16 protein-coding genes are annotated in these 24436 nt (G+C 73.6%); 7 read left to right on the plus strand and 9 right to left on the minus strand.

Going from position 1 to position 24436, the window contains the following annotated elements; all coding sequences use genetic code 11:
- Position 1 precedes the first annotated feature (1 nt).
- Both ACIGNX_RS00040 and ACIGNX_RS00045 read left to right on the plus strand, forming a co-directional pair.
- Entirely contained in the window at positions 2-5428 is a 5427-nt protein-coding gene (locus tag ACIGNX_RS00040) for a condensation domain-containing protein (RefSeq protein WP_396534547.1), read from the plus strand.
- Entirely contained in the window at positions 5425-6405 is a 981-nt protein-coding gene (locus tag ACIGNX_RS00045) for a 3-oxoacyl-ACP synthase (RefSeq protein ID WP_396534549.1), read from the plus strand. The genes ACIGNX_RS00040 and ACIGNX_RS00045 overlap by 4 nt, the downstream gene beginning before the upstream one ends.
- Before the next feature lie 384 nt (positions 6406-6789).
- On the opposite strand, the gene ACIGNX_RS00050 is transcribed toward ACIGNX_RS00045, so the two are convergent.
- Complete coding sequence (locus ACIGNX_RS00050; RefSeq protein WP_396534551.1) at positions 6790-7113, minus strand: hypothetical protein; 324 nt, start codon at positions 7111-7113, stop codon at positions 6790-6792.
- 336 nt (positions 7114-7449) lie between these two features.
- Between ACIGNX_RS00050 and ACIGNX_RS00055 the strand changes: the two genes are divergently transcribed.
- The 3 genes from ACIGNX_RS00055 (at position 7450) to ACIGNX_RS00065 (ending at position 9568) form a co-directional block, all read left to right on the plus strand.
- Positions 7450-8088 carry a hypothetical protein gene (locus ACIGNX_RS00055; RefSeq protein WP_396534552.1) on the plus strand — a complete coding sequence of 213 codons (639 nt, stop codon included), beginning with the start codon at positions 7450-7452 and terminating at the stop codon, positions 8086-8088.
- Between the two features lie 259 nt (positions 8089-8347).
- A complete protein-coding gene (locus ACIGNX_RS00060; RefSeq protein ID WP_396534554.1) occupies positions 8348-8920 on the plus strand; it encodes a hypothetical protein in 573 nt (190 codons plus the stop codon).
- Positions 8921-8983: 63 nt separating this feature from the next.
- The gene (locus ACIGNX_RS00065; protein ID WP_396534556.1) at positions 8984-9568 is read left to right on the plus strand and encodes a hypothetical protein; all 585 of its coding nucleotides are present in this window, start codon (positions 8984-8986) and stop codon (positions 9566-9568) included.
- Here ACIGNX_RS00065 and ACIGNX_RS00070 read toward each other — a convergent pair.
- Positions 9565-11076, minus strand: a complete 1512-nt coding sequence (locus ACIGNX_RS00070) for a diguanylate cyclase domain-containing protein (protein WP_396534558.1) — start codon at positions 11074-11076, stop codon at positions 9565-9567. The genes ACIGNX_RS00065 and ACIGNX_RS00070 overlap by 4 nt on opposite strands.
- A 59-nt stretch (positions 11077-11135) precedes the next feature.
- On the opposite strand from ACIGNX_RS00070, the gene ACIGNX_RS00075 reads away from it, so the two are divergent.
- Complete coding sequence (locus ACIGNX_RS00075; protein WP_396534560.1) at positions 11136-11654, plus strand: MarR family winged helix-turn-helix transcriptional regulator; 519 nt, start codon at positions 11136-11138, stop codon at positions 11652-11654.
- A gap of 292 nt (positions 11655-11946) precedes the next feature.
- Here the strand turns inward: ACIGNX_RS00075 and ACIGNX_RS00080 are convergent, their stop codons facing one another.
- The 7 genes from ACIGNX_RS00080 to ACIGNX_RS00110 form a co-directional block, all read right to left on the minus strand.
- Positions 11947-13398 (minus strand): glutamate synthase subunit beta, encoded by a 1452-nt coding sequence (locus tag ACIGNX_RS00080; protein WP_396534562.1) that lies wholly within the window; start codon positions 13396-13398, stop codon positions 11947-11949.
- Positions 13391-17884, minus strand: coding sequence for a glutamate synthase large subunit (gene gltB, locus ACIGNX_RS00085; RefSeq protein WP_396534564.1), 4494 nt, complete (start codon positions 17882-17884; stop codon positions 13391-13393). Before gltB ends, ACIGNX_RS00080 begins: the two co-directional genes overlap by 8 nt.
- 399 nt (positions 17885-18283) lie before the next feature.
- Complete coding sequence (locus ACIGNX_RS00090; protein WP_396534566.1) at positions 18284-18496, minus strand: hypothetical protein; 213 nt, start codon at positions 18494-18496, stop codon at positions 18284-18286.
- A 140-nt stretch (positions 18497-18636) separates the two neighbouring features.
- A complete protein-coding gene (locus ACIGNX_RS00095) occupies positions 18637-19341 on the minus strand; it encodes a VIT family protein (RefSeq protein ID WP_396534568.1) in 705 nt (234 codons plus the stop codon).
- A gap of 230 nt (positions 19342-19571) precedes the next feature.
- On the minus strand, positions 19572-20120 hold the full coding sequence (locus tag ACIGNX_RS00100; RefSeq protein ID WP_396534570.1) for a hypothetical protein: 549 nt from the start codon (positions 20118-20120) through the stop codon (positions 19572-19574).
- 42 nt (positions 20121-20162) lie between these two features.
- Entirely contained in the window at positions 20163-21629 is a 1467-nt protein-coding gene (locus ACIGNX_RS00105) for an MFS transporter (protein ID WP_396534572.1), read from the minus strand.
- Positions 21630-21685: 56 nt separating this feature from the next.
- Complete coding sequence (locus tag ACIGNX_RS00110; RefSeq protein ID WP_396534574.1) at positions 21686-22582, minus strand: ABC transporter substrate-binding protein; 897 nt, start codon at positions 22580-22582, stop codon at positions 21686-21688.
- 195 nt (positions 22583-22777) lie between these two features.
- On the opposite strand from ACIGNX_RS00110, the gene ACIGNX_RS00115 reads away from it, so the two are divergent.
- Positions 22778-24403, plus strand: coding sequence for an ABC transporter substrate-binding protein (locus ACIGNX_RS00115; protein WP_396534576.1), 1626 nt, complete (start codon positions 22778-22780; stop codon positions 24401-24403).
- The last annotated feature ends 33 nt before the right edge of the window (positions 24404-24436 follow it).

The following is a 24436-nucleotide window of genomic DNA, read 5'->3' on the forward strand; positions in this document are numbered from 1 at the left end:
TGTGCGGGACGAGGACATCGCCATCATCGGGGTCGCCGCGCTGCTGCCCGGCCCCACCGGCCCGACGGACCTGGACGGGCTGCACCGGTTGCTGGCCGACGGCGTCGACCTGGTCGGGCAGCCGTCGCCGACCCGCGTGCGGCACACCGGCGGCACGTCGGGCACCCGCTACCTGCCGATGGCCTACCTGGACCGGATCGACGCGTTCGACCACCGGTTCTTCGGCATCTCCCGCCGCGAGGCCGAGATGATGGACCCCCACCAGCGCCACCTGCTCCAGCTCGCCCACGAGGCCATCGAGAACGCCTGCCTCGCGCCCGCGTCCCTGCGCGGGTCGCGCACCGCCGTCGTGCTCGGCCACTCGCAGTCCGACTACGAGACCCTGTACCAGGGCGAGGACCCGCACCAGACGCTCGGCGCGCTGTCCGCCTCCACCGCCGCGCGCGTCTCCTACCACCTCGACCTGACCGGCCCGGCCTACGTCGTCGACACCGCGTGCAGCAGCAGCCTCACCGCGCTCGCGGGCGCGGTGGACGAGCTGCGCAAGGGCACGGCGGACCTGGCGCTGGCCGGCGGCGTCAGCCTGCGACCGGTGCTGCTCACCGACCGGACCCACACGCCGGTGCGGGGCGTCGAGTCCACGGACGGGCGCTGCCGGCCGTTCGACCACCGCGCCACCGGCGCCACGGCGGGGGAGGGCGGCGCGGTCGTGCTGCTGCGCCGGCTGCGCGACGCCGTGGCCGCGGGCGACCCGGTCCACGCCGTCGTCAAGGGCGTCGCCGTCAACCACAACGGGCGCCGCATGGTCGGGCTCAGCGCGCCCAGCCGCGTCGCCCAGACCGAGGTGCTGCGCCAGGCGTGGCGCGACGCCGACGTGGACCCGGCCACCGTCGCCTACGTCGAGTGCCACGGCTCGGCCACCCCGCTCGGCGACGTGATCGAGGTCGACGCGCTGCGCCAGGCGTTCGCCGACGCCGGCGTGCCCGCGCCCGGCGCGGCGATCGGCTCCGTCAAGGGCAACGTCGGCCACCTCGACGGCGCGGCCGGCATGGCGGGCCTGCTCAAGGCGCTGCTGTCGGTGCGCCGCGGCGAGCTGTACCCCACGGCGCACTTCGAGTCGCCCAACCCGATGCTCGACCTGTCCGGGCCGGTGCACGTCAACCCAGGCCACCGGCCGTGGCCCGAACGGGACGGGGTGCCGCGCCGCGCCGGCGTGAGCGCTCTCGGCATGACCGGCACCAACGTGCACGCGGTGCTGGAGCAGCCGCCCGCCCGGCCGGCGGGGGCACCGGGGTCGGGTGTCGAGCTGGTCACCGTCTCGGCGAAGTCCGCCGTCGCGTTCCAGGCGTACTGCGACCGCCTGGCCGACTTCGCCGAACGCACCGGGCACGACCTGCGCGCCGTGGCGCACGCGATGAACCGGGGCCGCGACGACCACCCGTTCCGCGGCGCGTTCCCGGTCGAGAGCCGCGAGGAGCTGGTGCGGGCGCTGCGCGCGGCCGTGCCGCCCGACCGGGCCGCGCCCGAGGAACGCCCGGTCGTCGTGCTGCTGTCCGGCGACGCGGCACCGGACGAGGCCACGTGGGCGGAACTGGCCGCGGCGTTCCCCGCGCTGGCGGGCGTGGCGCTGCCCGGGCCGCCCGCGGCGCGGCTCGTCGCCGCCCAGACCGCGCTGCTGGGGCTGGCGCGATCGCTGGGCGTGCGCGACGCGCACCTGGTCGGCTCCGGCGCGGGCAACCTCGCCGTGCGGGTGGCCCGCGGCGAGCTGTCGGTCGAGGACGCGACGGCGACCGCCGCCGGGCTCGACCTCAGCGCCGACCTCGACCGGGACCGGCTCGCCAGGGTGGTCGAGCGGTTCGCCGCCGACCAGGCCGTGCTGGTCGACCTGGGCGGCAACGGGGTCCTCACCCGGGAGATCCGCCGCCTACGGCCCGACCTGCCGTGCGTCGAGCTGTTCTCCGTGCCCGGCAGGCGGGGCGTGCTGCGGCAGCTCGGCGCGCTGTACCGGCTCGGCGCGACCGTCGACTGGGACGCCCACTACGCCGACGCCGACGTGCCGCGCATCGAAGCGCCCACCTACCCGTTCGAGCAGGTGCGCTGCTGGTGCCGTCCCCTCGGCCCGGTCGAGGACGTCCGGGCGCGGTCGGTGCCGGAACGCCCCCGCTCCGGGGCGGGCGCGCCCGAAGCGCGGGTGGCCGAGGTCTGGCGGGAGGTGCTGGGCGCGGACGACGTGACCCCCGACTCGGACTACTTCGCCCTCGGCGGCACGTCCATCGCCGGGATCAGCGTGCTGCGCGCCCTGGAGCGCGACTTCGCCGTGCGCCTGACCTTCGCCGACCTCTACGCCCACCCCACCGTGCGCGGCCTGGCGGCACGCGTGGGGGAACTGCGGCGGGAGGGCTCGGCGGGCGCGCCCGAGGAGGTGGCGGTGCTGCCGCGCGGCGGCGCGCTGCCGGTGTCGTTCGGGCAGGAGCAGCTGTGGTACCTCGACCGGCTCGACCCGGGCACCCCGCTCTACAACATCCCGCACGACCTGCGCCTGACCGGGCCGCTGGACCGCACCGCGCTCATCGCGGCCGTGCGCGGGGTCCTGGACCGGCACGAGGTGCTGCGCACCCGCATCGCGGCCGACGACGACGGCGTGCCGAGGGCGTACGTCCGCGACGGGGAGCCCGAGGTCGTCGTGCTGGACCTGAGCGGGATGCCGGAGGCGGAGCGGCACCGCGAGGCGCGCCGGGTGGTCGACGCCGAGGCGGTGCGGCCGTTCGACCTGGCGTCGGGCCCGCTCGTGCGGACCACGGTGCTGCGCCTGGGCGAGCAGGACCACGTGCTGCTGTGGACCTACCACCACATCGTGTTCGACGGCTGGTCGCCCACGGTGTTCTTCCGCGACTTCAGCGAGCTGTACCTGGCGGCGGTGGCCGGCCGGGAGCCGGACCTGCCCGTGCTGACCGCGCAGTACGCCGACTTCGCCGACGCGCAGCGCCGCCGGTTCGCGGACGGCGCGTTGGCCGACGGGCTGCGGTTCTGGCGGTCGGAGCTGTCGGGCCTGCGGTCCCCGGAACTGCCGCTGGACCGGCCGCGGCCCGCCACCCGCTCGTTCACCGGCGGGATGGTCGAGTTCGAGGTGGGCGAGCGGGACGCCGAGGCGGTGCGGGCGCTGAGCAGGCGGCTGGGCGTGACCACGTTCGTGACCATGCTCGCCGTGGTGGACGCGCTGCTGCACCGCTGGGGAGGGCTCACCGACGTGGTGGTGGGCGTGGCCACGTCCGGTCGCGTCGACCCGGCCTCGCACGACCTGATCGGCTACTTCAACAACGTGCTGCCGTTCCGCACGCCCGTGCGCGGCGACCAGCGGTTCGGCGACCTGGTCAAGCGCTGCGCGCGCACCGTCGCCGACGTGCTGGACCACGAGGAGGTGCCGCTGGAGAAGGTCGTCGCCGACGTGCTCGGCCGCCGCGACCCGGCCCGGCACCCGCTGTTCGACGTCGTCTACACCTACCAGAACGTGCCGCAGGCGACCGCCGAGCTGGCCGGCCTGCCGTGCACCCGCTACCTCGACGGTGCGATCGCGGGCATCGCGCCCGGCACCGCGAAGTTCGACCTGACGGTGGGCGTGGTGGACCAGGGGAGCGGGCCGATGAGCGGCTACGTGGAGTACGCCGAGGCCCTGTACGACCGGGGGACGGCCGAGCGGCTGGCGTCCTGGGTGCCCGCCGTCGTGGCCGCGGTCGTCGGCGATCCCGAGGTGCGGCTGGACGACCTGGCCGCCGCCGATGCGTGGCTGGGCGGCTTGGCGGCCGCGGGCGTGCGGCGGGACGGACCGGCCGCCGTGCGGCCCGGTGGAGTGGGTTCCGCCCAGGCGGGGCGAGACGAGGCGGGGGGAGAGGCCATGACCGGAGCGGGGCGGGCGGTCGAGGTGTTGAGCGCGATCTGCGCCGACCTGCTCGGCGCGGGGTCCGTGTCGGCGGGGGACAACTTCTTCGCGCTGGGTGGTGACTCGGTGCTCGGCGTCCGGGTGGCCGCGCGGGCCGCCAAGGCCGGTGTGCACATCACGCCCCAGCAGTTGCTGCAACACCCGACGCTCGGCGAACTCGCGGCGGCGGCCGTGGTGGACGGCGCGCCCGCTCCGGAGCCGGTCCCGGTCCTCGCGGAACCGCGCCCCACCGCGCCGGACGCCGACGACCGGCCCATCCCGCTCACCCCGATCATGCGCAGCTTCCTGGAGCACCTGCCCGACCGGCGCGGCGACTTCGTCGAGGTGCACGTGCTGGAGCTGACCTCCGCCGACCTCACCGCCGACGCCGTCCGCACCGCCGTGTGCGGCCTGGCCGCGCGGCACGAACCGCTCCGCTACCGGTTCCGCCGCAACGCGCTGGGCCTGCGCGCCGAGCGCGCCCCGGACGCCGAGATCCCGTTCGACGTCGTGTTCCTTCCGCCGGGCGACGAACGGGAGCCGGTGGAGGCCGACTGCCGGGCCCTGAAGGACGACCTCGACCTGGAACGGGGTCCGCTGGCCCGGGCGCGGTACTACGAGCGCGGGCACGGGCGCGGCGGGTTGCTGGTGTTCCTGGTGCACCACTTCGTGTTCGACAACATGTCCACCGTCGTGCTGATGGACGACCTGGACGCGCTGCTCGCCGAAGCGGCGGCCGGTCGCGCGGTGGCGTCGCGGCCCGCCCCGGCCGGCTGGCGGGAGTGGGCGTGGCGGTTGCACGACATGTCCGCCTCCGACGAGGTGGCGGGCGAGGTCGCGTACTGGACGGCCGTCCTGCGCGAGGGCGCGTCGTTCGGCGGGTTGACCGGCTCGGGCGGCGAGAGCCTGGTCAGCCGGTCGATGCCGCCGGTCCGGCTCGCGTCGGCGTCCGCGCGCGAGGTGGCGCTGTGCGCGGTGGCGTCGGGCCTGGCCCGGTGGAGCGGCGCGCCGGGTGCGTTCCTGGCGGTGGAGGGCGAGGCGACGCCGAACGCGTACCGGCCCGCGGGCCGCGGCCCGTCGATCGGCTGGTTCACCAGCCTGCACCCGGTGGCCCTGCCGGTGCCGGGCAGCGCGCGGGACGCGTTGCCGCTGGTGGTCGACCGCGCCCGGTCCGTGCCGCACGACGGCGTCGGCTACGGCGTGCTGCGCCACCTGTCGCCGCACGGCCCGGCGGTGGCGCGGTTGCGCGCGCTGGCGGAACCGCGGGTGCTGCTGGTGCACGTGCCGGGAGACGTCGCCGCGTTCGACTCCGGCGTCGGCCTGCTGCGCACCCGGTGGGACCTGTCGGTGAACCTGAAGCGCGCCATGACGTCCTGGTTCCCGCTGATCATCGCCGTGTCGGAGCGGTCGGGCGAGGTGCGGTTGGAGATCACCAGCCTGCTGGACTTCGGGCAGGACGAGACCGAGGCGCTGGCCGACGCCATCACCGCCTGCCACGGCGAGCTGGCGTGATCGCGCTCGCGGGTTCCGGCTGGTGCCTGGGCGACCCGGTGCCGCTGGACCGGCTGCCGGAGTGGGACGGGCTGGCCGACGGGGAACGGGCCGCCTGCTCGGCGCTGGGCATCGAGAGCGTCGCCGTGGCCGAGTCGGCCGGCGCCACCGACCTGGCCGCGGTGGCGGCCCGCCGGGCCCTGGACGCGGCCGGGCGGTCCGCGGCGGACGTCGACGTGGTGATCACCGTCGAGGCGCGGGCGCCGGAGACCCTGGTCAGCTCCGACGCCACCCGGCTCCAGGCGGCGCTGGGCGCGCGGCGGGCGACGGCGTTCTCGGTGGGCGGCCTGGGGTGCGCGTCGCTGACGCCGGCGCTGCTGACGGCCGCGGGGCTGCTGCGCGGGCCCGACGTGCGGACCGTGCTGGTCGCGCACGGCAGCAAGCCCGCCACCTCCCGCCGCTACCGCCACCCCGTGACGGTCAACGGCGACAGCGGCGGCGCGCTGGTGCTGACCGCGAGCGGCGGCACGCGCATCCGGGACGTGCTGCTGGAGACCAACGGCGACTACGCGGACCTGTTCCGGGTCCACTACCGCGACCGGCCCTACGACCAGTGGCGGGAGGAGTGCGCCGACCCGACCGCGTACTCGTTCCGGCTGGCCGTGGAGACCCGCAACCGGTTGCGCGACCTGACCGCGCGCCTCCTCGCCCGGAACGGCCTGACCCCCGCCGACGTGACGACCTACGTGGCGCAGAACCTGTCGCTGCCCTCGCACCGCAACTACGCCGAGGTGCTGCGGACGCCGCTGGCCCCGTCGTGCGCGCGCAACCTCGCGCGCTACGGCCACCTCGGCCCGAACGACACGTTCCACAACCTGCACACCGGCGACGTCCCGCCCGGCGGCCGCGTCGTCCTGCTGGACACCAGTCCCACCGCCGCGTGGAGCGCGGTCCTGGTGGAGACCGGGGTCGGAGCCGACGGGACGCACCTGCTGTAGCCCCGCCGCCGGGTCGGCCGACCGGGATGCCCGGCTCGGCGCACGCGGCGGGCACGTCGTCCCCGCTCCCGTCCCCGCCACCGCCCGGAGGAGCGCCCTCCGACTGCGCACGACGATTCCGGTCATCACTGGTGGAAGGTGGAGGTGATTCAGCCATCCGATACCGGTCGCATCGAGGAGAAAGGCGATCCGCGTTCGTCCGGTGACGTGGAGGTGTGACTCGTCACCGGAAAGCGCGAAAGCGGGGCGGTCGACCGGGAATCCCGACCCGGAATGGGGTGACCGAATCGGCCGCGGTTCGCGGGATGCACTCCGCTGGTCCGGGTCAAACCGTCGGGGGTCACCCCGGGGCGGTGCCGGTCGCGGCTTTCGTGCCGCGTTGCGTCACCCGCGGGCGGGCCGCGCGTCGGTCAGGCGACCGCCCAGCTCGCGCAACCGCTCGGTCAGCTCGGCGGTGGCCTGGATCAGGTCGACCAGCGACACGTCGGCGTCCACCGGTGTCCAACCGCGGGCCAGGAAGCGGATCACCTCGGCGTTGTCGCGCAACTGCGCGGCCACCGCCTCCAGCTGCCCGGGCAGCGCGCCCGCCGACCGCTCGGCGCTCCGCCTGGCCCGGAACGCCCGCTGCCGGCACGCCGACGAGCAGTACCGGCGCGGCCTGCCGGTGGTCGGCGCGGTGAGCGCCCGCCCGCACTGCTGGCAATTCACTTCGCGTGGCTTCCGTTACGGTTCGCCCGCGGAACCGCGTAACGAAATTGCGCGTCCGCAACTTTCCGGAAACCGGGTCAGGTGACTGCGAGGTCGACTCATCGAGTGATGTCCCGTCGCTTGACGCCCCGCTTCCGGCGGCGTGTACTGATTGAGCTGGACCGCTCGGCCGGAATAACCGGGGAAATACCGGATCGGTCGTCGGAACGGCAGTCACGAACAGGGAACAACGCGGTGGCGTCGACCGGCCCGCGACCGATCGCACCGTGTTCCGGTATTCCGATCCCTGATTCCGAAGTAATCCGAATCGTCTCCTCGTGAAGGAGTTGTGCTGCCATGCCCACCCAGTACTCACTGACGGTCCGCAACGAATCTACCCAGTTCCAGGACCTCTGCGTCTACCAGCAGCCCGTGGACCTCGGCGTGCGCAACGCCATGTCGCTCGCCTGGCTGACCGCGCCGGCGTGGCCGAACACCAGCGTGACGTTCGAGTGGAGCGTCGACTACTGCTTCGTCTGGTCGTACACGGGTTCGTTGCGCCCGGGCACCCGGTTCCGCGCCCAGGAGACCCGGCGGGCCAACCCGCAGGACCTCACCGCCAACCAGATCCTGTTCGACTACAGCGACGGCGCGCACCGGTTCGTGCCCGGCCGGGCGTTCGGCGTGCCCGAGCTGGGCAGCCTCTACATCAGGGAGCTGCCGACCGTGCCCGCCGACGGCGCGGCGGTCGGCATCGGCATGTCGAACTCGGGCGTGTTCGCGGTGCAGGCCCAGCCCAACGAGAACCTGGTCTTCACCCCGCACCCGAGCTACTGGCTGACCGCGGGCACCTACGTGCACGGCCAGGTGCTCGACGTCGAGCAGATCAGCAACTCCGTGGAACTGCAGTACAACGCGGGCTTCGAGATGACCGCGGTGCTCCAGGCCGACAACACGTGGTCCATCAGCACCGGCACGCAGCCGGTCGCGGCCTGACCACCGCGGCGGCCGGGCGACGACCCGGTCCCCGCTGAAGGACCCGTGCGCCGGACGCCCCGCCGGCGCACCGCGGCGGACGACGGGGTCGAGGTCCGGTGGCGCCCACGACCCGCCCCGCTCGACAACCGGGTGATCCCCCCACTCCGGCCCGTCGTCCCGGGCGCAGAGCGCGACTTCCCCCCGGCGCGCTCTGCGCCCCCTCTTCGGCGCCACCGCGCCACCCCACCTCCGTTTCCCCCTCCCCAGGAGAACTGTCATGGCTTACAACACCATCGGCCCGGCCGACATCGTCCGCGCCCTCGTGCAGTGGATCAAGGCGGAACAACCGACGATCGAGACGATCTCCGTCTTCGCGGGTGGTTGGGAGGGCTGGGCCCGCAACCAGTTCGCCCTGTGGTTGCAGGCCCAGCTCCAAATGGGCCTGCGCAACAACAACCCGCTCGACGTGCTGACCGAGGCGAACTTCATCCCCACCGCGGAGGGCGCGGTGCCGGTCTTCGAGAGCACGCAGCAGCGCGCCGACCTCGTGTTCAACGCGCTGAGCCCGACCGTCGAGGCCGAGCCCCCGGTGGTGATCATGGAGCTGAAGTGCCAGTCGCCGAAGCAGCAGTGGACGGCGTTCCGCGCCGGCCTCAGCCGTGACGTCGCCAAGCTGTACGGCGTCAACCCCGACGTGGACGACACGTTCGGCGCGGACAACGTGACGGTGCTGTCGGCGGGCATCTGCTTCAACGTGCCCAACCTGCGCCCCGCCGCGGGCTACCGGGTCGAGGGCGCGGGCAACCAGTACGCCGTGCAGTGGTGGGCCGACCCCGACCTGGTCGACTGATCCGCAGGGGCGCGGGGCCGTCCGCGGACGGCCCCGCGCCCCGCTTCCCGAGGAGGGAGAGCCATGCCGTACCTCACGATCGACCCGCGTGCGGTCCTCACCAAGCTCGTCGAGTGGATCGACGCGGAAGAGCCGGTGATCGAGGAGGTGTTCCGCTTCAGCGGCGACTGGGACGCGTGGGCGCACCACCAGTTCGCCCGGTGGTTGCAGCGCGACCTGAGGCCGCCCGACGGCGTCGACCCGCTCGACGTCGTGACCCGGATCGGGCGGCTGTGGACCGGGGACGCCGTGACGCCGGTGTTCCGGCAGGACCCCACCGTGCCCGCCGACCTGGTCTTCAACCTCGGCGCCGCGGCCGACGACGCGCCACCGCTCGTCGTGGTGCAGCTCAGGTGCGACGCGTCCGCCCGCACGTGGCACGACTACGTCGCCGACCTCGGGGCGGACGTCGCCCGGCTGCGGGGGATCTCCCCGGACCTGGTCCCGCCCCCGCGACGCCGGGGTACGGCCGCGGTGGCGGTGGGCGTGCACCGGGTCGACGCCCACCGCGTGGTCGCCCCGGGCTTCGCCGCCACGTTCGCCGGGCGTCGGCACGTCGTCCAGTGGTGGGCCGACTTCCCGTCCTGGGAGCGGCTCAGGACGTCCTAAGAGCGGATCACCAGGCCGCGCCCGCCGTCGCGCTTCGCCTCGTACATGGCCTTGTCGGCGCACACCAGCACGGACGCGGCCGTCGCCTCCGGGTCCTGGCCGGAGCAGATCACCACGCCCACGGACGCGCCGATCTCCTCGCCCAGCGCGTCGAGCACGCGGAACGCCACCCGCTCCGGCTCCTCGACCCCCTCGACCAGGACGCCGAACTCGTCACCGCCCAGCCGGGCCACCACGTCGGTGTCGCGGACGCACTCCCGCAGCCGGTGCGCCACCCGTTCGAGCACCGCGTCGCCGTGCGCGTGCCCGGAGACGTCGTTGACCGCCTTGAAGTCGTCCAGGTCCACGAACAACAACCCGAACGGGGTGCCGTCGCGGTGGTGCGCGGCCATCGCCTCGTCCAGCCGGCGCTCGAACAACGCCCGGTTGGCCAGCCCGGTCAACGGGTCGTGGTGCGCCTGGTGCCGCAGGGTGCGCTCCGACTCGCGCAGCAGCAGCACGAGCTTCGTGTTGTCCACGATGGTCACCAGTTGCCGCAGGATGACGGCCACGAACACGGTGAAGCCGCACCCGATCTCCACCGCGTCCAACGGCCCGACGTCGCCGATGGCCGTGCGCCGCAGCACCAGCACGCTGGTGACCAGCAGGGGCACGTACGGCATGAGCAGGTACGCCCACTGCCACGACCGACGGTGGCGGCTCGGACCGGCGGTGGCCGTCGGCGCGGGGGCCAGCGCGGCCAGCGCGATCAGCGCGGGCCCGAGCACGAACCCCGCGTTGGCCAGCGGCGGCACCTCGGGCGCCTGCACGCTGACGAGGTAGGCGAACGCCAGGTCGGACGCGGCCAGCGCGGCCAGGCCGAGCCCGAGCAGCCGTAGCTGCGGCCGCAGCACGACCTTCCGGTCGGCGCCGAGCACCACCACGATCACCAGCAGCACCAGGTCCGTGACCGGGTAGGCGATGGCCACCAGGAACGCCGCCGAGCTCGGGTTGCCCGCCGCGACCAGGGCGCCCAGCGACGTCGTCCACACCAGCGCGAACAGCGACCCGACCACGATCAGGCCGTCCAGCAGCAGCACGAGCCGGGCGCTGGTCGTGCGGCGGTCGAGCAGGGCGTCGGGGGAGTCCGAGCGGCGGTGGTTGCCGATGACCAGCAGCGCGACGAACGCGAACGGCACGATGCCGAGGTAGCCGGCGTCCGCGGGGGACGGTGACGGCACGGCCCGGCGCTCCACGAGCTGGTACCACGTCCACAGCGCCTGGCCGGTGGACCAGCAGGCCGCGCCGAACCCCGCCGCGAGCCGCCAGCGGCGGTCCGGCCCGGTCGCCCGGCGGGCCGTCCACCAGCAGCAACCGGTGGCCAGCAGCCCCGTGGCGAGCTGGGCGAGGTCGTCCACGGCCACCGCCGCCCAGCCCCCGACCACGTCGAAGCTCGCGGCCACGGACGCGGCGGTGGCGGTCACCAGCACGACCGCGGCCGTGGCGGCGAACCGCCTCGTTGCGATCACGCCGGTCAGTGTGCCGCATTCAGGTCCCGTCGGCCGGGTTGCCCTGGGAGGATCACCGGGTGGCAGAGCAGGAGGTTCCCGTCGCCGGCGAGGTGGCGACGGAGCAGGAGTACGAGCGGTTCGCCCGGCGGCGGATCGCGGGGCTGGGTGGCGACGCGGAGGCGTTCGGCCTGTCGTACAACGTGCTGCACCTGGCGTACATGATGATCACCGACTACGAGGCGCTGGTGCACCGCGAGCAGGGGTGGACCATGCCCGGGTTCCGGCTGATGTTCAAGCTGTGGCTGCTGGGCCCGACCCAGCCGGCGCGGCTGGCCGACCTGTCCGGGACGACCAGGTCGGCGATGTCCAACCTGATCAACACGCTGGAGCGGGCGGGGTTGGTCCAGCGGACCAGGGACGGCCAGGACCGGCGCGTGGTGTTCGTGGCGCTGACCGAGGAGGGGCGGGCCGCGGTGTCGGGCGTCTTCCCCCGGCAGAACGAGCGGGAGGCGCGCTGGTTCGCCGTGCTGGACGCGGAGGAGCGGGCGCAGATGGTCCGGCTGATCCGCCGCGTGGTCGCCGCCCGCCCGACGTAGCGGAGCGCCGTCGCCACCGGCGGCCGGTCGTGCGAGCCCGCCTGCCCGCTCGAACCGGACAGGACGTTCGGATCGGGCGGTGCGCTCGAACAGGGTGCTCGGACGGGCCGCGACGGGGAAGCCGGACCGGCCCGGTGAGGGCACACCGGGCCGGTCCGCTCGAGCGCGTGCGCGGGAGGCTCGACCGGGTTGCGCACGCGCCGACCTGACAACCCGCGTGGCCGGACCGCGCTGTCCGGCCACGCGGGAAGGCCGTCCCCGGCCGCACGTCGTCGGGCGGCCGGGGACGGAGTCACACCAGTGGCCGGTCGGTCGGCTCGATCGGCCTGGGCAGCACGGCCCGGCCCGTCAGGTAGGCGTCCACGCCGGCGGCGGCCGAGCGGCCCTCGGCGATGGCCCACACGATCAGCGACTGGCCGCGGCCCATGTCGCCGGCCACGAACACGCCGTCGACGGAGGTGGCGAACCGCTCGTCGCGCGCCACGTTGCCGCGCGCGTCGAGGTCGACGCCCAGCTCGGTGAGCAGGCCCTCGCGCTGCGGGCCGACGAACCCCATCGCCAGCGTCACGAGCTGCGCCGGGATCTCCCGCTCGGTGCCCGGCACCGGCTCGAACCGGCCCGCCGACGCCTCCACCTCGACCAGCTTCAACGCCCGCACCGCGCCCCGGTCGTCGCCCAGGAACTCCACGGTGGACACCGAGTACAGCCGCTCGCCGCCCTCCTCGTGCGCCGACGTGACCCGGTAGAGCATCGGGTAGGTCGGCCACGGGTGGGCCTCGGCGCGCTTCTCCGGCGGCCGGGGCATGATCTCCAGCTGCGTCACCGACAGCGCGCCCTGCCGGTGGGCCGTGCCCACGCAGTCCGCCCCGGTGTCACCGCCGCCGATGACCACGACGTGCTTGCCCTCGGCGGTGATGGGCGGTGCGTCCAGCTCGCCGCGCGCCACCCGGTTCGCCCACGGCAGGTACTCCATCGCCTGGTGCACGCCGGACAGCTCCCGACCCGGCACGGGCAGGTCGCGCCACGCCGTCGCGCCGCCCGCCAGCACCACCGCGTCGTAGGACTCGCGCAGCTCGGCGACCGTGACGTCCACGCCGACGTCCACGTTCGTCTCGAACCGCGTGCCCTCGGCGCGCATCTGGTCCAGCCTGCGGTCCAGGCGCCACTTCTCCATCTTGAACTCGGGGATGCCGTACCGCAGCAGCCCGCCGATCGCGTCGGCCCGCTCCAGCACCGTCACGTCGTGCCCGGCCCGGGTGAGCTGCTGGGCGGCGGCCAGGCCCGCGGGCCCGGAGCCGACCACGGCCACCGAGCGACCGGTGCGCGTGGCGGGCAGCTGGGGCGTGACCCAGCCCTCGTCCCACGCCCGGTCGATGATGGAGATCTCGACCCGCTTGATGGTGACGGGATCGCCGTTGATCCCCACCACGCACGCGGCCTCGCACGGCGCCGGGCACAACGTCCCGGTGAACTCCGGGAAGTTATTGGTCGCGTGCAGCCGGTCCGCGGCCTTGCGCCAGTCCTCGCCCCACACCAGGTTGTTCCACTCGGGGATCAGGTTCCCCAGCGGACAGCCCTGGTGGCAGAACGGGACGCCGCAGTCCATGCACCGGCCGGCCTGCTTCTCCAGCCTCGGCCGCTCGAACTCCTCGTACACCTCGCGCCAGTCGCGCAGGCGCAGGAAGACCGGGCGGCTGCGCGGTGTCTCACGCTCGGTGGTGAGGAACCCACGAGGGTCAGCCATGAGACGCCTCCATGATCGCTTCGTTGACGTCCCGGCCCTCCAGCTCGGCCCGGGCCTGTGCCGCCAGGACCCGCTTGTAGTCCTTCGGCATGACCTTGGTGAACCGGTCGGCGGCCAGGTCCCAGTCGGCCAGCAGCGCGCGCGCCACCGCCGAGTCGGTCTCCAGGTAGTGCTTCTCCACCGCCCGCCGCAGGAACTCGCGGTCCGCGCCGTCCAGCGGGTCGAGGTCCACCATCTCGGGGTTGACCCGCTGCGGGGCCGCGTCGAGCACGTAGGCGATGCCGCCGGACATGCCCGCCGCGAAGTTGCGCCCGGTCGGTCCGAGCACGACCACCCGGCCGCCGGTCATGTACTCGCAGCCGTGGTCGCCCACGCCCTCCACGACGGCCAGCGCGCCGGAGTTGCGCACGCAGAACCGCTCGCCGACCTTGCCGCGCAGGAAGACCTCGCCGCCGGTCGCGCCGTAGCCGATCACGTTGCCCGCGATGATGTGCTGCTCCGCGGCGAACTGCGCGTCCGGCACCGGCCGCACTACGATCCGCCCGCCCGACAGCCCCTTGGCCACGTAGTCGTTCGCGTCGCCGACGAGCCGCAGCGTGATGCCCCGCGGCAGGAACGCGCCGAACGACTGCCCGGCCGTGCCGGTGAACGTGATGTCGATCGTGTCGTCCGGCAGGCCCTCACCGCCCCACCGCCTGGTCACCTCGGAGCCGAGCATGGTGCCGACGGTGCGGTTGACGTTGCGCACCGGCAGTTCCAGCCGCACCCGGTCACCGGAGGCGATCGCGCCCTCCGCGAGCTGGATCAGCGTGTTGTCCAACGCCTTGTCCAGCCCGTGGTCCTGCGCCACCACCTGGTGCCGGGCCGCGCCGTCGGGCAGCGGGGGCACGTGGAAGATCGGCGACAGGTCGAGCCCGGCGGCCTTCCAGTGGTCCACCGCGGCACGCGTGTCGAGCAGGTCGGCGTGCCCCACGGCCTCGGCGAGCGTCCGGAAACCGAGCTGCGCCAACAGCTCCCGGACCTCCTGCGCGACGAACTCGAAGAAGTTCACCACGTACTCGGCCTTGCCGGCGAACTTCGCCCGCAGCGCCGGGTTCTGCGTGGCCACGCCCACCGGGCAGGTGTCCAGGTGGCAGACCCGCATCATGACGCAGCCCGACACGACCATCGGCGCGGTGGCGAAGCCGAACTCCTCCGCGCCGAGCAGCGCCGCGATCACCACGTCCCGCCCGGTCTTGAGCTGGCCGTCGGCCTGCACCACGATCCGGTCGCGCAGCCGGTTGGCCAGCAGCGTCTGCTGCGTCTCGGCCAGGCCCAGCTCCCACGGGCCGCCCGCGTGCTTGATGGACGACAGGGGCGAGGCGCCGGTGCCGCCGTCGTGGCCGGAGATCAGCACGACGTCCGCGTGCGCCTTGGACACGCCCGCAGCGACCGTGCCGACGCCGACCTCGGAGACGAGCTTCACGTGGACGCGCGCCGCCGGGTTGGCGTTCTTCAGGTCGTGGATGAGCTGCGCCAGGTCCTCGATCGAGTAGATGTCGTGGTGCGGCGGCGGCGAGATCAGCCCGACGCCCGGCGTGGAGTGCCGGGTCTTGGCCACCCACGGGTACACCTTCGCGCCGGGCAGCTGGCCGCCCTCGCCGGGCTTCGCGCCCTGCGCCATCTTGATCTGGATGTCGTCGGCGTTGACCAGGTACTCGCTCGTCACGCCGAACCGGCCCGACGCCACCTGCTTGATCGCCGAGCGGCGCGAGTCGCCGTTGGGGTCGGGGGTGAACCGGTCGGCGTCCTCACCGCCCTCGCCGGTGTTGGACCGCGCGCCCAGCCGGTTCATCGCGATCGCCAGGACCTCGTGCATCTCCTGGGAGATCGAGCCGTAGGACATCGCGCCGGTGGCGAACCGCTTCACGATCGACGAGACCGGCTCGACCTCCTCGATCGGCACGGGCTCGCGCACGCCCTCCTTGAACGCGAACAGGCCGCGCAGCGTCATCAGCCGCCGGGACTGGTCGTCCACCGCCCGGGTGTACTCCTTGAAGATGTCGTAGCGCCCGGTGCGGGTGGAGTGCTGGAGCTTGAACACCGTCTGCGGGTTGAACAGGTGCGCCTCGCCCTCGCGGCGCCACTGGTAGTCGCCGCCCACCTCCAGCTCGCGGTGGTGGGGCCGCACCCCGTCGGCCGGGAACGCCGTGCGGTGCCGCCGGGCCACCTCCTCGGCGATGACGTCGAAGCCGACGCCGCCCAGCCGCGAGGTGGTGCCGGTGAAGCAGGTGTCCACGACCTCCGCGCCGAGCCCGATGGCCTCGAAGATCTGCGCGCCGGTGTAGGAGGCGACGGTCGAGACGCCCATCTTGGACATCGTCTTGCGCACGCCCTTGCCCAGCGCCTTGATCAGGTTGCGGGCGGCCACCTCCGGCTCGACGTCCGGCAGCTCCTCCACCGAGGCCATCGCCAGGTAGGGGTTCACCGCCTTCGCGCCGTAGCCGATGAGCAGCGCGATGTGGTGCACCTCGCGGGCGTCGCCCGCCTCCACGATCAGGTCGACCTGGGTGCGGGTCTTCTCCCGCACCAGGTGGTGGTGCACCGCGCCGGTCAGCAGCAGCGACGGGATCGGCGCGTGCTCGGCGTCCACGCCCCGGTCGGACAGCACGACCAGCCGCGCGCCGTCCTCGATGGCCCGGGACACCTCGGCGCGGATCTCGTCCAGCCGCCGCACCAGCGCCTCGCCGCCGCCCGCGACCTCGTACAGGCCGCGCACGGTGAACGTGCGGAACTCCGGCAGCGTGCCGTCGTCGTCCACGTGCACGAGCTTGGCCAGCTCGTCGTTGTCCAGCACCGGGAACGGCAGCGAGATCCGCCGGCACGACGTGGCGTCGACCGCCAGCAGGTTCGGCTCCGCGCCGAGCGTGGCGTGCAGCGAGGTGACCAGCTCCTCGCGGATGGCGTCCAGCGGCGGGTTGGTCACCTGCGCGAAGAGCTGCGTGAAGTAGTCGAACAGCTGCCGCGGCCGGTCCGACAGCGGCGCGAACGGCGCGTCGTTGCCCATCGACCCGATCGGTTCGGCGCCGGTGCGGGCCATGGGCCGCAGCAGCAGCGCCATCTCCTCCTCGGTGTAGCCGAACGCCTGCTGCCGGCGCACCAGGGAGGAGTGCGTCGGCACCTCGCGCTCGCGCGCCGGGAGGTCGGCCAGGTGCAGGACGCCGTCGGCGACCCACTCCTGGTAGGGGTGCTCGGCCGCGAGCTGCCCCTTGATCTCCTCGTCGTCGATGATCCGGCCCTGGGCGGTGTCGACGAGGAACATCCGGCCCGGCTCCAGCCGGCCCTTGCGCACGATCGTGGCCGGGTCGAGCTCCAGCACGCCCGCCTCGCTGCCGAGCACGACCAGGCCGTCCTCGGTGACCCAGTACCGGGCCGGGCGCAGGCCGTTGCGGTCGAGCACCGCGCCGATCAGCGTGCCGTCGGTGAAGGCCACGAGCGCCGGGCCGTCCCACGGCTCCATGAGGGTGGAGTGGAACTCGTAGAACGCGCGCCGTTGCGCGTCCATCTCGGCGTGGTTCTCCCAGGCCTCCGGGATCATCATCAGCACCGCGTGCGGCAGGCTGCGCCCGCCGAGGTGCAGCAGCTCCAGCACCTCGTCGAACGTGGCGGAGTCGCTCGCGCCGCGCGTGATGACCGGGAACACCCGCGACAGGTCGCCGGGGATGAGGTCGGTGGCGAGCACGGACTCGCGCGCGTCCATCCAGTTCCGGTTGCCGCGCAGCGTGTTGATCTCGCCGTTGTGCGCCACGTACCGGTACGGGTGGGCCAGCGGCCACGACGGGAACGTGTTGGTGGAGAACCGGGAGTGCACCAGGCCGATCGAGCTGGTGACCCGCTCGTCGGTCAGGTCGGGGAAGAACTTCTCGACCTGCGGCTCGGTGAGCATGCCCTTGTAGACGACGGTCCGCCCGGACAGGCTCGGGAAGTACACGTCGGTCGCGTGCTCGACGCGCTTGCGCACCACGAACGCCAGCCGCTCCAGCTCCAGCCCTTCCGCTCCGCTGAGGAAGAGCTGGCTGAACGCGGGCATGGTGGTTCTCGCGGTCGGGCCGACGTGCTCGGCGTCCACCGGCAGGTCGCGCCAGCCGAGGACGGTGGCGCCCTCCTCGGCGGCGATGCGCTCGACCTCGGCGCGGACCCGCTCCTGGCCCTCCCGGGGCAGGAACGCGGTGCCGACCGCGTAGGAGCCCGGCTCGGGCAGCGGGAAGCCGACGACCTCCCGGTAGAACGCGTCGGGGACCTGGATCAGGATCCCCGCGCCGTCACCGGTTTCAGGCTCCGCGCCGCGGGCACCCCGGTGCTCGAGGTTGCGCAGCGCGACCAGGGCCTGGCTCACGATCGCGTGGTTCCTACGCCCGGCCAGGTCGGCGACGAACGCGACGCCACAGGCGTCGTGCTCGTACTGCGGGTCGTAGAGGCCGCCTTGCGGCTGGTGGTGGTGGGTCACAACGGGCCCTCCCGTGGCGTCGACAGTTCGCCCTGCTTTTGGGCGCACGGAGACGGCCGAACGCCCGCGCGCGGCTTTACGCGGACAACTCGGCCTACAGGTACTGGCTGTGGATCCACGCCCGAGAGATCGTCGGCGTGGGGACCGCACTCCGTTGTGCGGGAGAACTGCACTTCCTCGTGCGCGCGCTTGGCGGTCGGATGGGACCGCGTGGGCACGCTTGGCGGTGCACCGGGATTGCCGGGGTCTTGTGACGATAGTGTGAATTCGCGGTTATGGCTCTAGTCCGACAGGGCGTCGTGGTGAATCACACCCCCACTTGACGCCGTTCCTACCAACGGCGTACACCCGGTCGGACTAGAGTTTCGCTGCTTTTCGCGGCTTCAGTGCGTGGTGAAACTAGTTTCCGGCTCGCTTGGACTGCCGGCCGCAGGCCACGGCGACGGCGAGGAACAGGGCGGCGACCGCGCCCTGCCACCACGCGGCCTCGCTGACGGCGAGGATCACGTTGACGCCCGCGACCAGCGCGAACAGCGCGGCCAGCAGCGTCCAGAGCCGGCGTTCGGCCTTCTCGCCGCGCACGACGAGCAGGGATGTGGGCGGGTGGGTCACGGCGAGCACCTCCAGTCCGGGCCCGTCGCGTCCGGCGGCGACAGGTCGGCTGCGAGTACCCGCACTTTGCGTAGTTCACACCTCCGGGTGGGGACTTTCTTCGTCGGGTCGCGCAGGGCGTGCGCGCTGCGTGATCGGGGTCAGCCGATCGTTACTCCGAACAGGAGACCGACGTAGTAGGTGACGATCATCGTGAGCGACCCGACGACCACGTTGCGGCGCACCGCGCGGCTCACGCGGCTCGCGCCGAGCCGGGCGCTGATGACCCCGGTGAGCACCAGGCCGACCAGGACCGAGGCCGCGCAGGCCCACACGCGCCACTGGGTCGGCGGCAGCACGATGGCGACCAGCGGGATCAGCGCGCCGACCGCGAAGGACAGCAGCGACGCCCACGCGGCCTGCCACGGGCTGGTCAGGTTGTCCGGGTCGATCTGCAGCTCGGCCTCGGCGTGGGCGCGCAGCGCGTCCTGCTCGGTCAGCTCGCGGGCCACCCGCGCGGCCAGCTCCTCCGACAGCCCCTTGTCCCGGTAGATGCCTGCGAGTTCGCGCTCCTCCTCCTCGGGCATCTCGCGCAGCTCGCGCTCCTCCAGCTTCAGCGCGGCCCGCTCGGTGTCGCGCTGGGTGCTGACCGACACGTACTCGCCGCCCGCCATCGACAGCGAGCCCGCGACGAGGCCGGCCACGCCGGCGGCCAGGATCGCGGTGCGGTCGGTCGTGGCGCCCGCGACGCCGACCACGAGGCCGGCCGTGGACACGATGCCGTCGTTGGCGCCGAGGACGCCGGCGCGCAGCCAGTTGAGCCGGCCGGAGAGGTCGTCGTGGTGTGGTTCGCCGGGATGCGTCATGACGGTGATCGAACCACCGTTCGGCGATCGGGTGGTGGTGCGGTCGCGAACGGGTGAGGAGGTGGACAGCGGGGGCGGTCCGCGCCGGCGGGTGCGGGTGATCGGCTCGCGGCTGACGAATCGGGTGGCGCCGGTTCCGCCGGCCGCGCGCCGCCCGGGGTGCGCCGAACGGCGGCGCGCGTGGCGGTCGGGTGGTCGGGGGTCGTTGGGCCGGGGGCCGGAGCGGTCGGTCAGCCGCTCTCCACGATCCGCCACTGCGGCCCGCCGCCGACCCAGCTGGCCTCCAGCCGGGAGCGGTGACCCCCGCCGGTGAACTCGACCACCACGGCGTCGGCGGGCTGTTCCACGGTGGCGGCGAAGCCCTGGCGCGGGGTGGCGGAGATGGGCTCCATGTCGCCGGCGGAGAAGCTGACCGCCGCGACGCCGCCGCGCAGGGTGAAGCTGCGCAGGTACACCGGCCGCCCGTCCCGCTCGGTCCACGTGCCGTTCTCCGAGGGCATCTCCGAGGGCGGGGGAGGTGCCGGGGTCGTCGTGGTGGTCGGCGGGACCGTCGTGGTGGTGCGGTCGACCGTCGTGACCGCGGTCGTCGTGGTGGTGGGTGCGGGGGTGGTCGTCGTGGTGGTCCTGACGACCGCGGACGACTGCGTGGGCCCGGCGACGACGAGCGGTCGCTCGGGGACGCCGGCGTCCAGCACGAACCGGATGCCGAGCCAGGACAGCGCCACCGCGACGGCGGTGGCCGCCGACCACGCCGCGAAGTACTGCAGGCCCCTGGTCACCCGGTCATCCTGCCGGACGGGGGTGGGCGGCCGCGCCGGGCCTCAGCCCGCGGCGACCGGCCGGGGGAGGGCGGTCCGCCGGGCGCGGGACTGGCGGCGCAGGTCCACCAGGACGACGAGCAGGGCCGCGCCCAGGAACAGGCACGCCACGGTGACCGCCCGGTCCAGCGCGGCGCGGTGCAGCGGGGCGGGCGCGTCGGTCAGGGTGGCGCCCGCGCCGTAGATCGTGGCGTAGTAGGCCACCGAGGCGGTCGCGACGCCGACGCTGTTGCTGATGCGCTGGCCGAGCTGCCCGATCGCGCCGGCGGCGCTGCCCTGGCCCGCCGGCACGTCCATGAGCGTCATGGAGTGGTTGGGCGAGACCACCAGCCCGCCGCCGAGCCCCTGCACGAGTTGCAGCAGCGGGAAGCCGACCAGCACCGCGGCCGTGGGCAGGTCGCCGCGCAGCAGCGCCAGCGTGCCCAGCGTGGCCACCAGGACCAGCAGCATCCCGGTCCCGGTGAGCACCCGGCCGAGCCGGACCACGTGCCGCCCGCCGAGCCAGGAGCCCAGCACGGACGTGGCCGAGGACGGCAGCACCACCAGGCCCGCGACGAACGGGGTGATGCCCCGCGCCTGCTGGAGGTAGAGGGTGCAGGCGAGGGCGACCCCGGGACCGGCGGCGAACCAGGTGAGCGAGACCAGCACGCCGTTGCGGAACGAGGTGATGCGCAGCAGCCCGGGGTCGATCACGCCGGACCGCCCGGCGGCGACGCGGCGGCGGGCGCGTGCCACGAACAGCCCGGCGAGCACGACCGCGGGGACGAGGGCCAGCCAGCGGGCGTCGACGTCGTCCGGGCGGCCCGTCGTGAGGATGAACGGGGTCAGCAGCGCGACCAGGGCGAGCCCGCCGAGCGCCAGCCCCGCCACGTCGACGTCCGGGCGGCGCGGCCGGCCCTGGTCGCGGCCGACGGCGGGCAGCAGCACGTGGGCGGCCACGAGCAGGGCGGCGGCCACCGGGACGTTCATCAGGAACACGCCCCGCCAGCCCAGCGCGGTGACGAGCAGCCCGCCCAGGCTCGGGCCGAGGGCGGTGGCCAGGCTGACGCACATGCCGTAGACGCCGAACGCCCTGCCGCGCTCCGCCGGCGGGAAGAGCTGCTGGACGATGCCCATCACCTGCGGCATGAGCAGCCCGGCCGCGACGCCCAGCAGGGCGCGGCCGGCGATGACGAAGCCGGCGGTGGGCGCGACGGCGCAGAGGAGGCCGGCGACCAGGTAGAGGTGGGCGCCCGCGTAGGTGAGGGCGAGCCGCCTGCCCGCGTCGCCGACGCGACCGGCGGGCACCAGCGTCACGGCGAAGCAGACGACGTAGGCGGCCTGGATGAGCTGGATGCCGGTCGGCCCGGGGTGCAGCGCGCGTTCGATCGCCGGGATCGCGATGGACACCTTGTGGATGTCGAGCAGGAGGAAGCCCGCGGTGGTGCCGCACAGCAGCAGCACGGCGCGGCGGTTCACGGTGGTCGGCATGGTCGGACCGGGACGCGGCGGCGCGGTCCGGGCCGCGCCGCCGTCCGCCTGGGTCGTCAGGCCTCCTGGAGGATCTTGGTGGAGTCGACGAGCCGGCCGAAGTCGTTGTCGGAGTCGATCAGGCCCCAGCTCGCGACCCAGTCCAGCGTCCGGTTGAAGTGGTCCTCCGGGTACGGGCCGGGGTGGATGTAGCGCAGCCGGCCGAGCTTGAAGTCCTCCGGGACGAGTTCGGCGACCGGCGCGGCCTGCGCGATGAAGTGCTTGAGGTGCGGCCGGACGTCCTCGTGGATCTTGTCGACGCCGCGCGTGACGGCCCGGTTGATCCGGGTGAACGTCTCGGCGTCGAGGGTGTCGTTGGCGATCTCCGCGCCGTAGTAGTGCGCCTCGGCGAGGACTTTGTAGCCCTGCTTCTCGGCCACCGTGATCCACGGCTCCATCACCGCGACCGCGTCGATGTCGCCGTCGCGCAGGGCCTCGAAGCGCTCCTTGCCCTTGATGCCGACCAGGTTGATGTCGGCGCGGGCCAGGAAGCCCTCCAGCGTCTGGAGCACCAGGTAGTGCGAGCCGTGGTGGAAGTTGACGCCCACCCGCACGCCGGCCAGGTCGCCGGGGACGTTGTAGGGCGAGTCGGGGCGGACGATGATCGCCTGGCTGGCGACGGCGGCGCGGCGGGCCACGACCTTGCCGTTGACCTGGCTGTCCTGGGAGCGGCGCAGCTGGCCCCACTCGCAGGCGTTGTAGAGCTGCGACGCGCCCGCCTCGAACAGCTTGAAGCTGCTGAACGAGGACACCTTGCGCGGGTCCTCGATGAACCGCAGGCCGGTCTCGTCGGAGGGCCGGTGGCGGATGAGCTCGACGTCGAGCCCCTCGTCGGTGAAGTAGCCCTCTTCCTCCGCCACGTAGTAGGGCAGGTAGAAGACGGCGCTGGTCGCCTCGATCTTGATCTTTGGCATCTGGGTTCCTCGCGGACGCACGCTAGAAGTTCTACGACGGATGTGGCTAAACCGTAGAGGCGCAAGGGGTCCAGCAGTAGAAGTTTCATATAGCGAGACGCTATCGGCTACGAGGGATTGCGCGCCTAACGTTCTAGCGCACGTGCCGCCGCCGCTCGGCGCACGGGAGCCAGAGACGAGAGTGAGTCACCCACGATGAAGCGCCATCCCCACGACGCCACCCGGCGCGCCCGGCCGCCAAGACGGGCCACCGCCGCGTTGATCCTGCTGACGTCGGCCGGTCTCGTGCTCTCCGGCTGCGCCGCCGGCGCCACCGGTGGCGGCGGGAGCGCGAGCGACACGCCGGTCAAGGGCGGCGTGCTGAAGTACCGGGCGGCGGGCGGCGGCAAGTCCATCGACCCGGCCACGACCACCGGCTACGGCCTGGCCGTCCCGCTGCGCGGGCTGGTCGACTCGCTGGTGTTCAACAACGAGGACGGCACGTTCGCGCCGTGGCTGGCCACCAGGTGGGAGGTCAACGACAACGCCACCCGCTACTCGTTCACGCTGCGCCAGGACGTCACCTTCAGCAACGGCGAGAAGCTCGACGCCGCCGCCGTCAAGGCGAGCTACCAGGCGCTGCGCGACGGCGGCGCGAAGTACGCCGTCGCCAACCAGTGGATCGGCGCGCTGCGGGAGATCACCACCCCGAGCCAGGACACCGTCGTGTTCGACCTGGCCAAGCCGAACTCGTCGTTCCTCCAGGCGGCGTCGAGCACCGTGCTCGGCATCGTCGCGCCGGCCACCGCGGCGCTGCCGTTCGAGAAGCGGCAGGAGGGGCTGGGCATCATCGGCTCCGGCCCGTTCGTGGCCACCGAGAGCCGGGGCGAGGAGGGCTACACGCTCACCCGCCGCGAGGACTACGCCTGGCCACCGGCACCGGCGAAGAACCGGGGAGCGGCCCACCTCGACAAGGTCGAGGTGCACCACATCCAGGACAACAGCATCGCCGCCGCCGAGCTGCGCTCCGGCGGGCTGGACCTGCTGCACAACACCGAGCCCGCGGACAAGACGGAGTTCGCCGCCGGCTCCGGGATCACCATCCGCCGCCAACCGCTGCCGGGCTCGGCGCTGGGGTTCGCGGCCAACACCAAGGTCCCCGGCCTGGACGACGTGCGGGTCCGGCGCGCGCTGTCGCTGGCCGTCGACCGCGCCGCCGTGCTCAAGCGGGCCTCGTCGATCGACATCCCGCCGAAGGGCGCCTACACCGCCAGCAACCCGTACTTCGCCGACCAGTCCGACAAGATCAGGACCGACGTCGGCGAGGCGAAGCGGCTGCTGGACGAGGCGGGCTGGCGCCCCGGCGCGGACGGCGTGCGGGCCAAGGGCGGCGCGCGGCTCGCGTTCACCCTCGTCTACAGCCCGTCCACGATCTCGCACGAGCCGAACATCGCCGTGGTGCAGTCGCAGTGGAAGGACATCGGCGTCGAGCTGAAGTTCGGCAGCCTCACCCAGGCCGAGCTCAACCAGCGCCTGCAGTCGGGCGACTACTCGTTCTCCTGGAGCTCGGGCACCCGGCCCGACGCCGACGTGCTGCGCTCCACCTACGGCGGCCTGGACCAGGACCTGGACCGGATCTTCGGGGAGGTCCTGGCCGAGCCGGACATCGCCGAGCGCAAGGCGCTGGCCGCGCAGGCGTCGGCCATCGTCCTGGACCAGGCGTACTACATCCCCCTCTACGACTTCATCCAGCCGCTGGCCTACCGCAACAGCACCCACCTGCCGCTGCTGGAGGCCACCCACATCCCGTGGCTGGGCGACGCGTGGATCGACCAGCCGTGACCCGGGCCGGGGCCGTCGTGGACGGCCCCGGGC

This window comes from Actinosynnema sp. NPDC053489 (genome assembly GCF_044544865.1).
Lineage (GTDB): Bacteria > Actinomycetota > Actinomycetes > Mycobacteriales > Pseudonocardiaceae > Actinosynnema.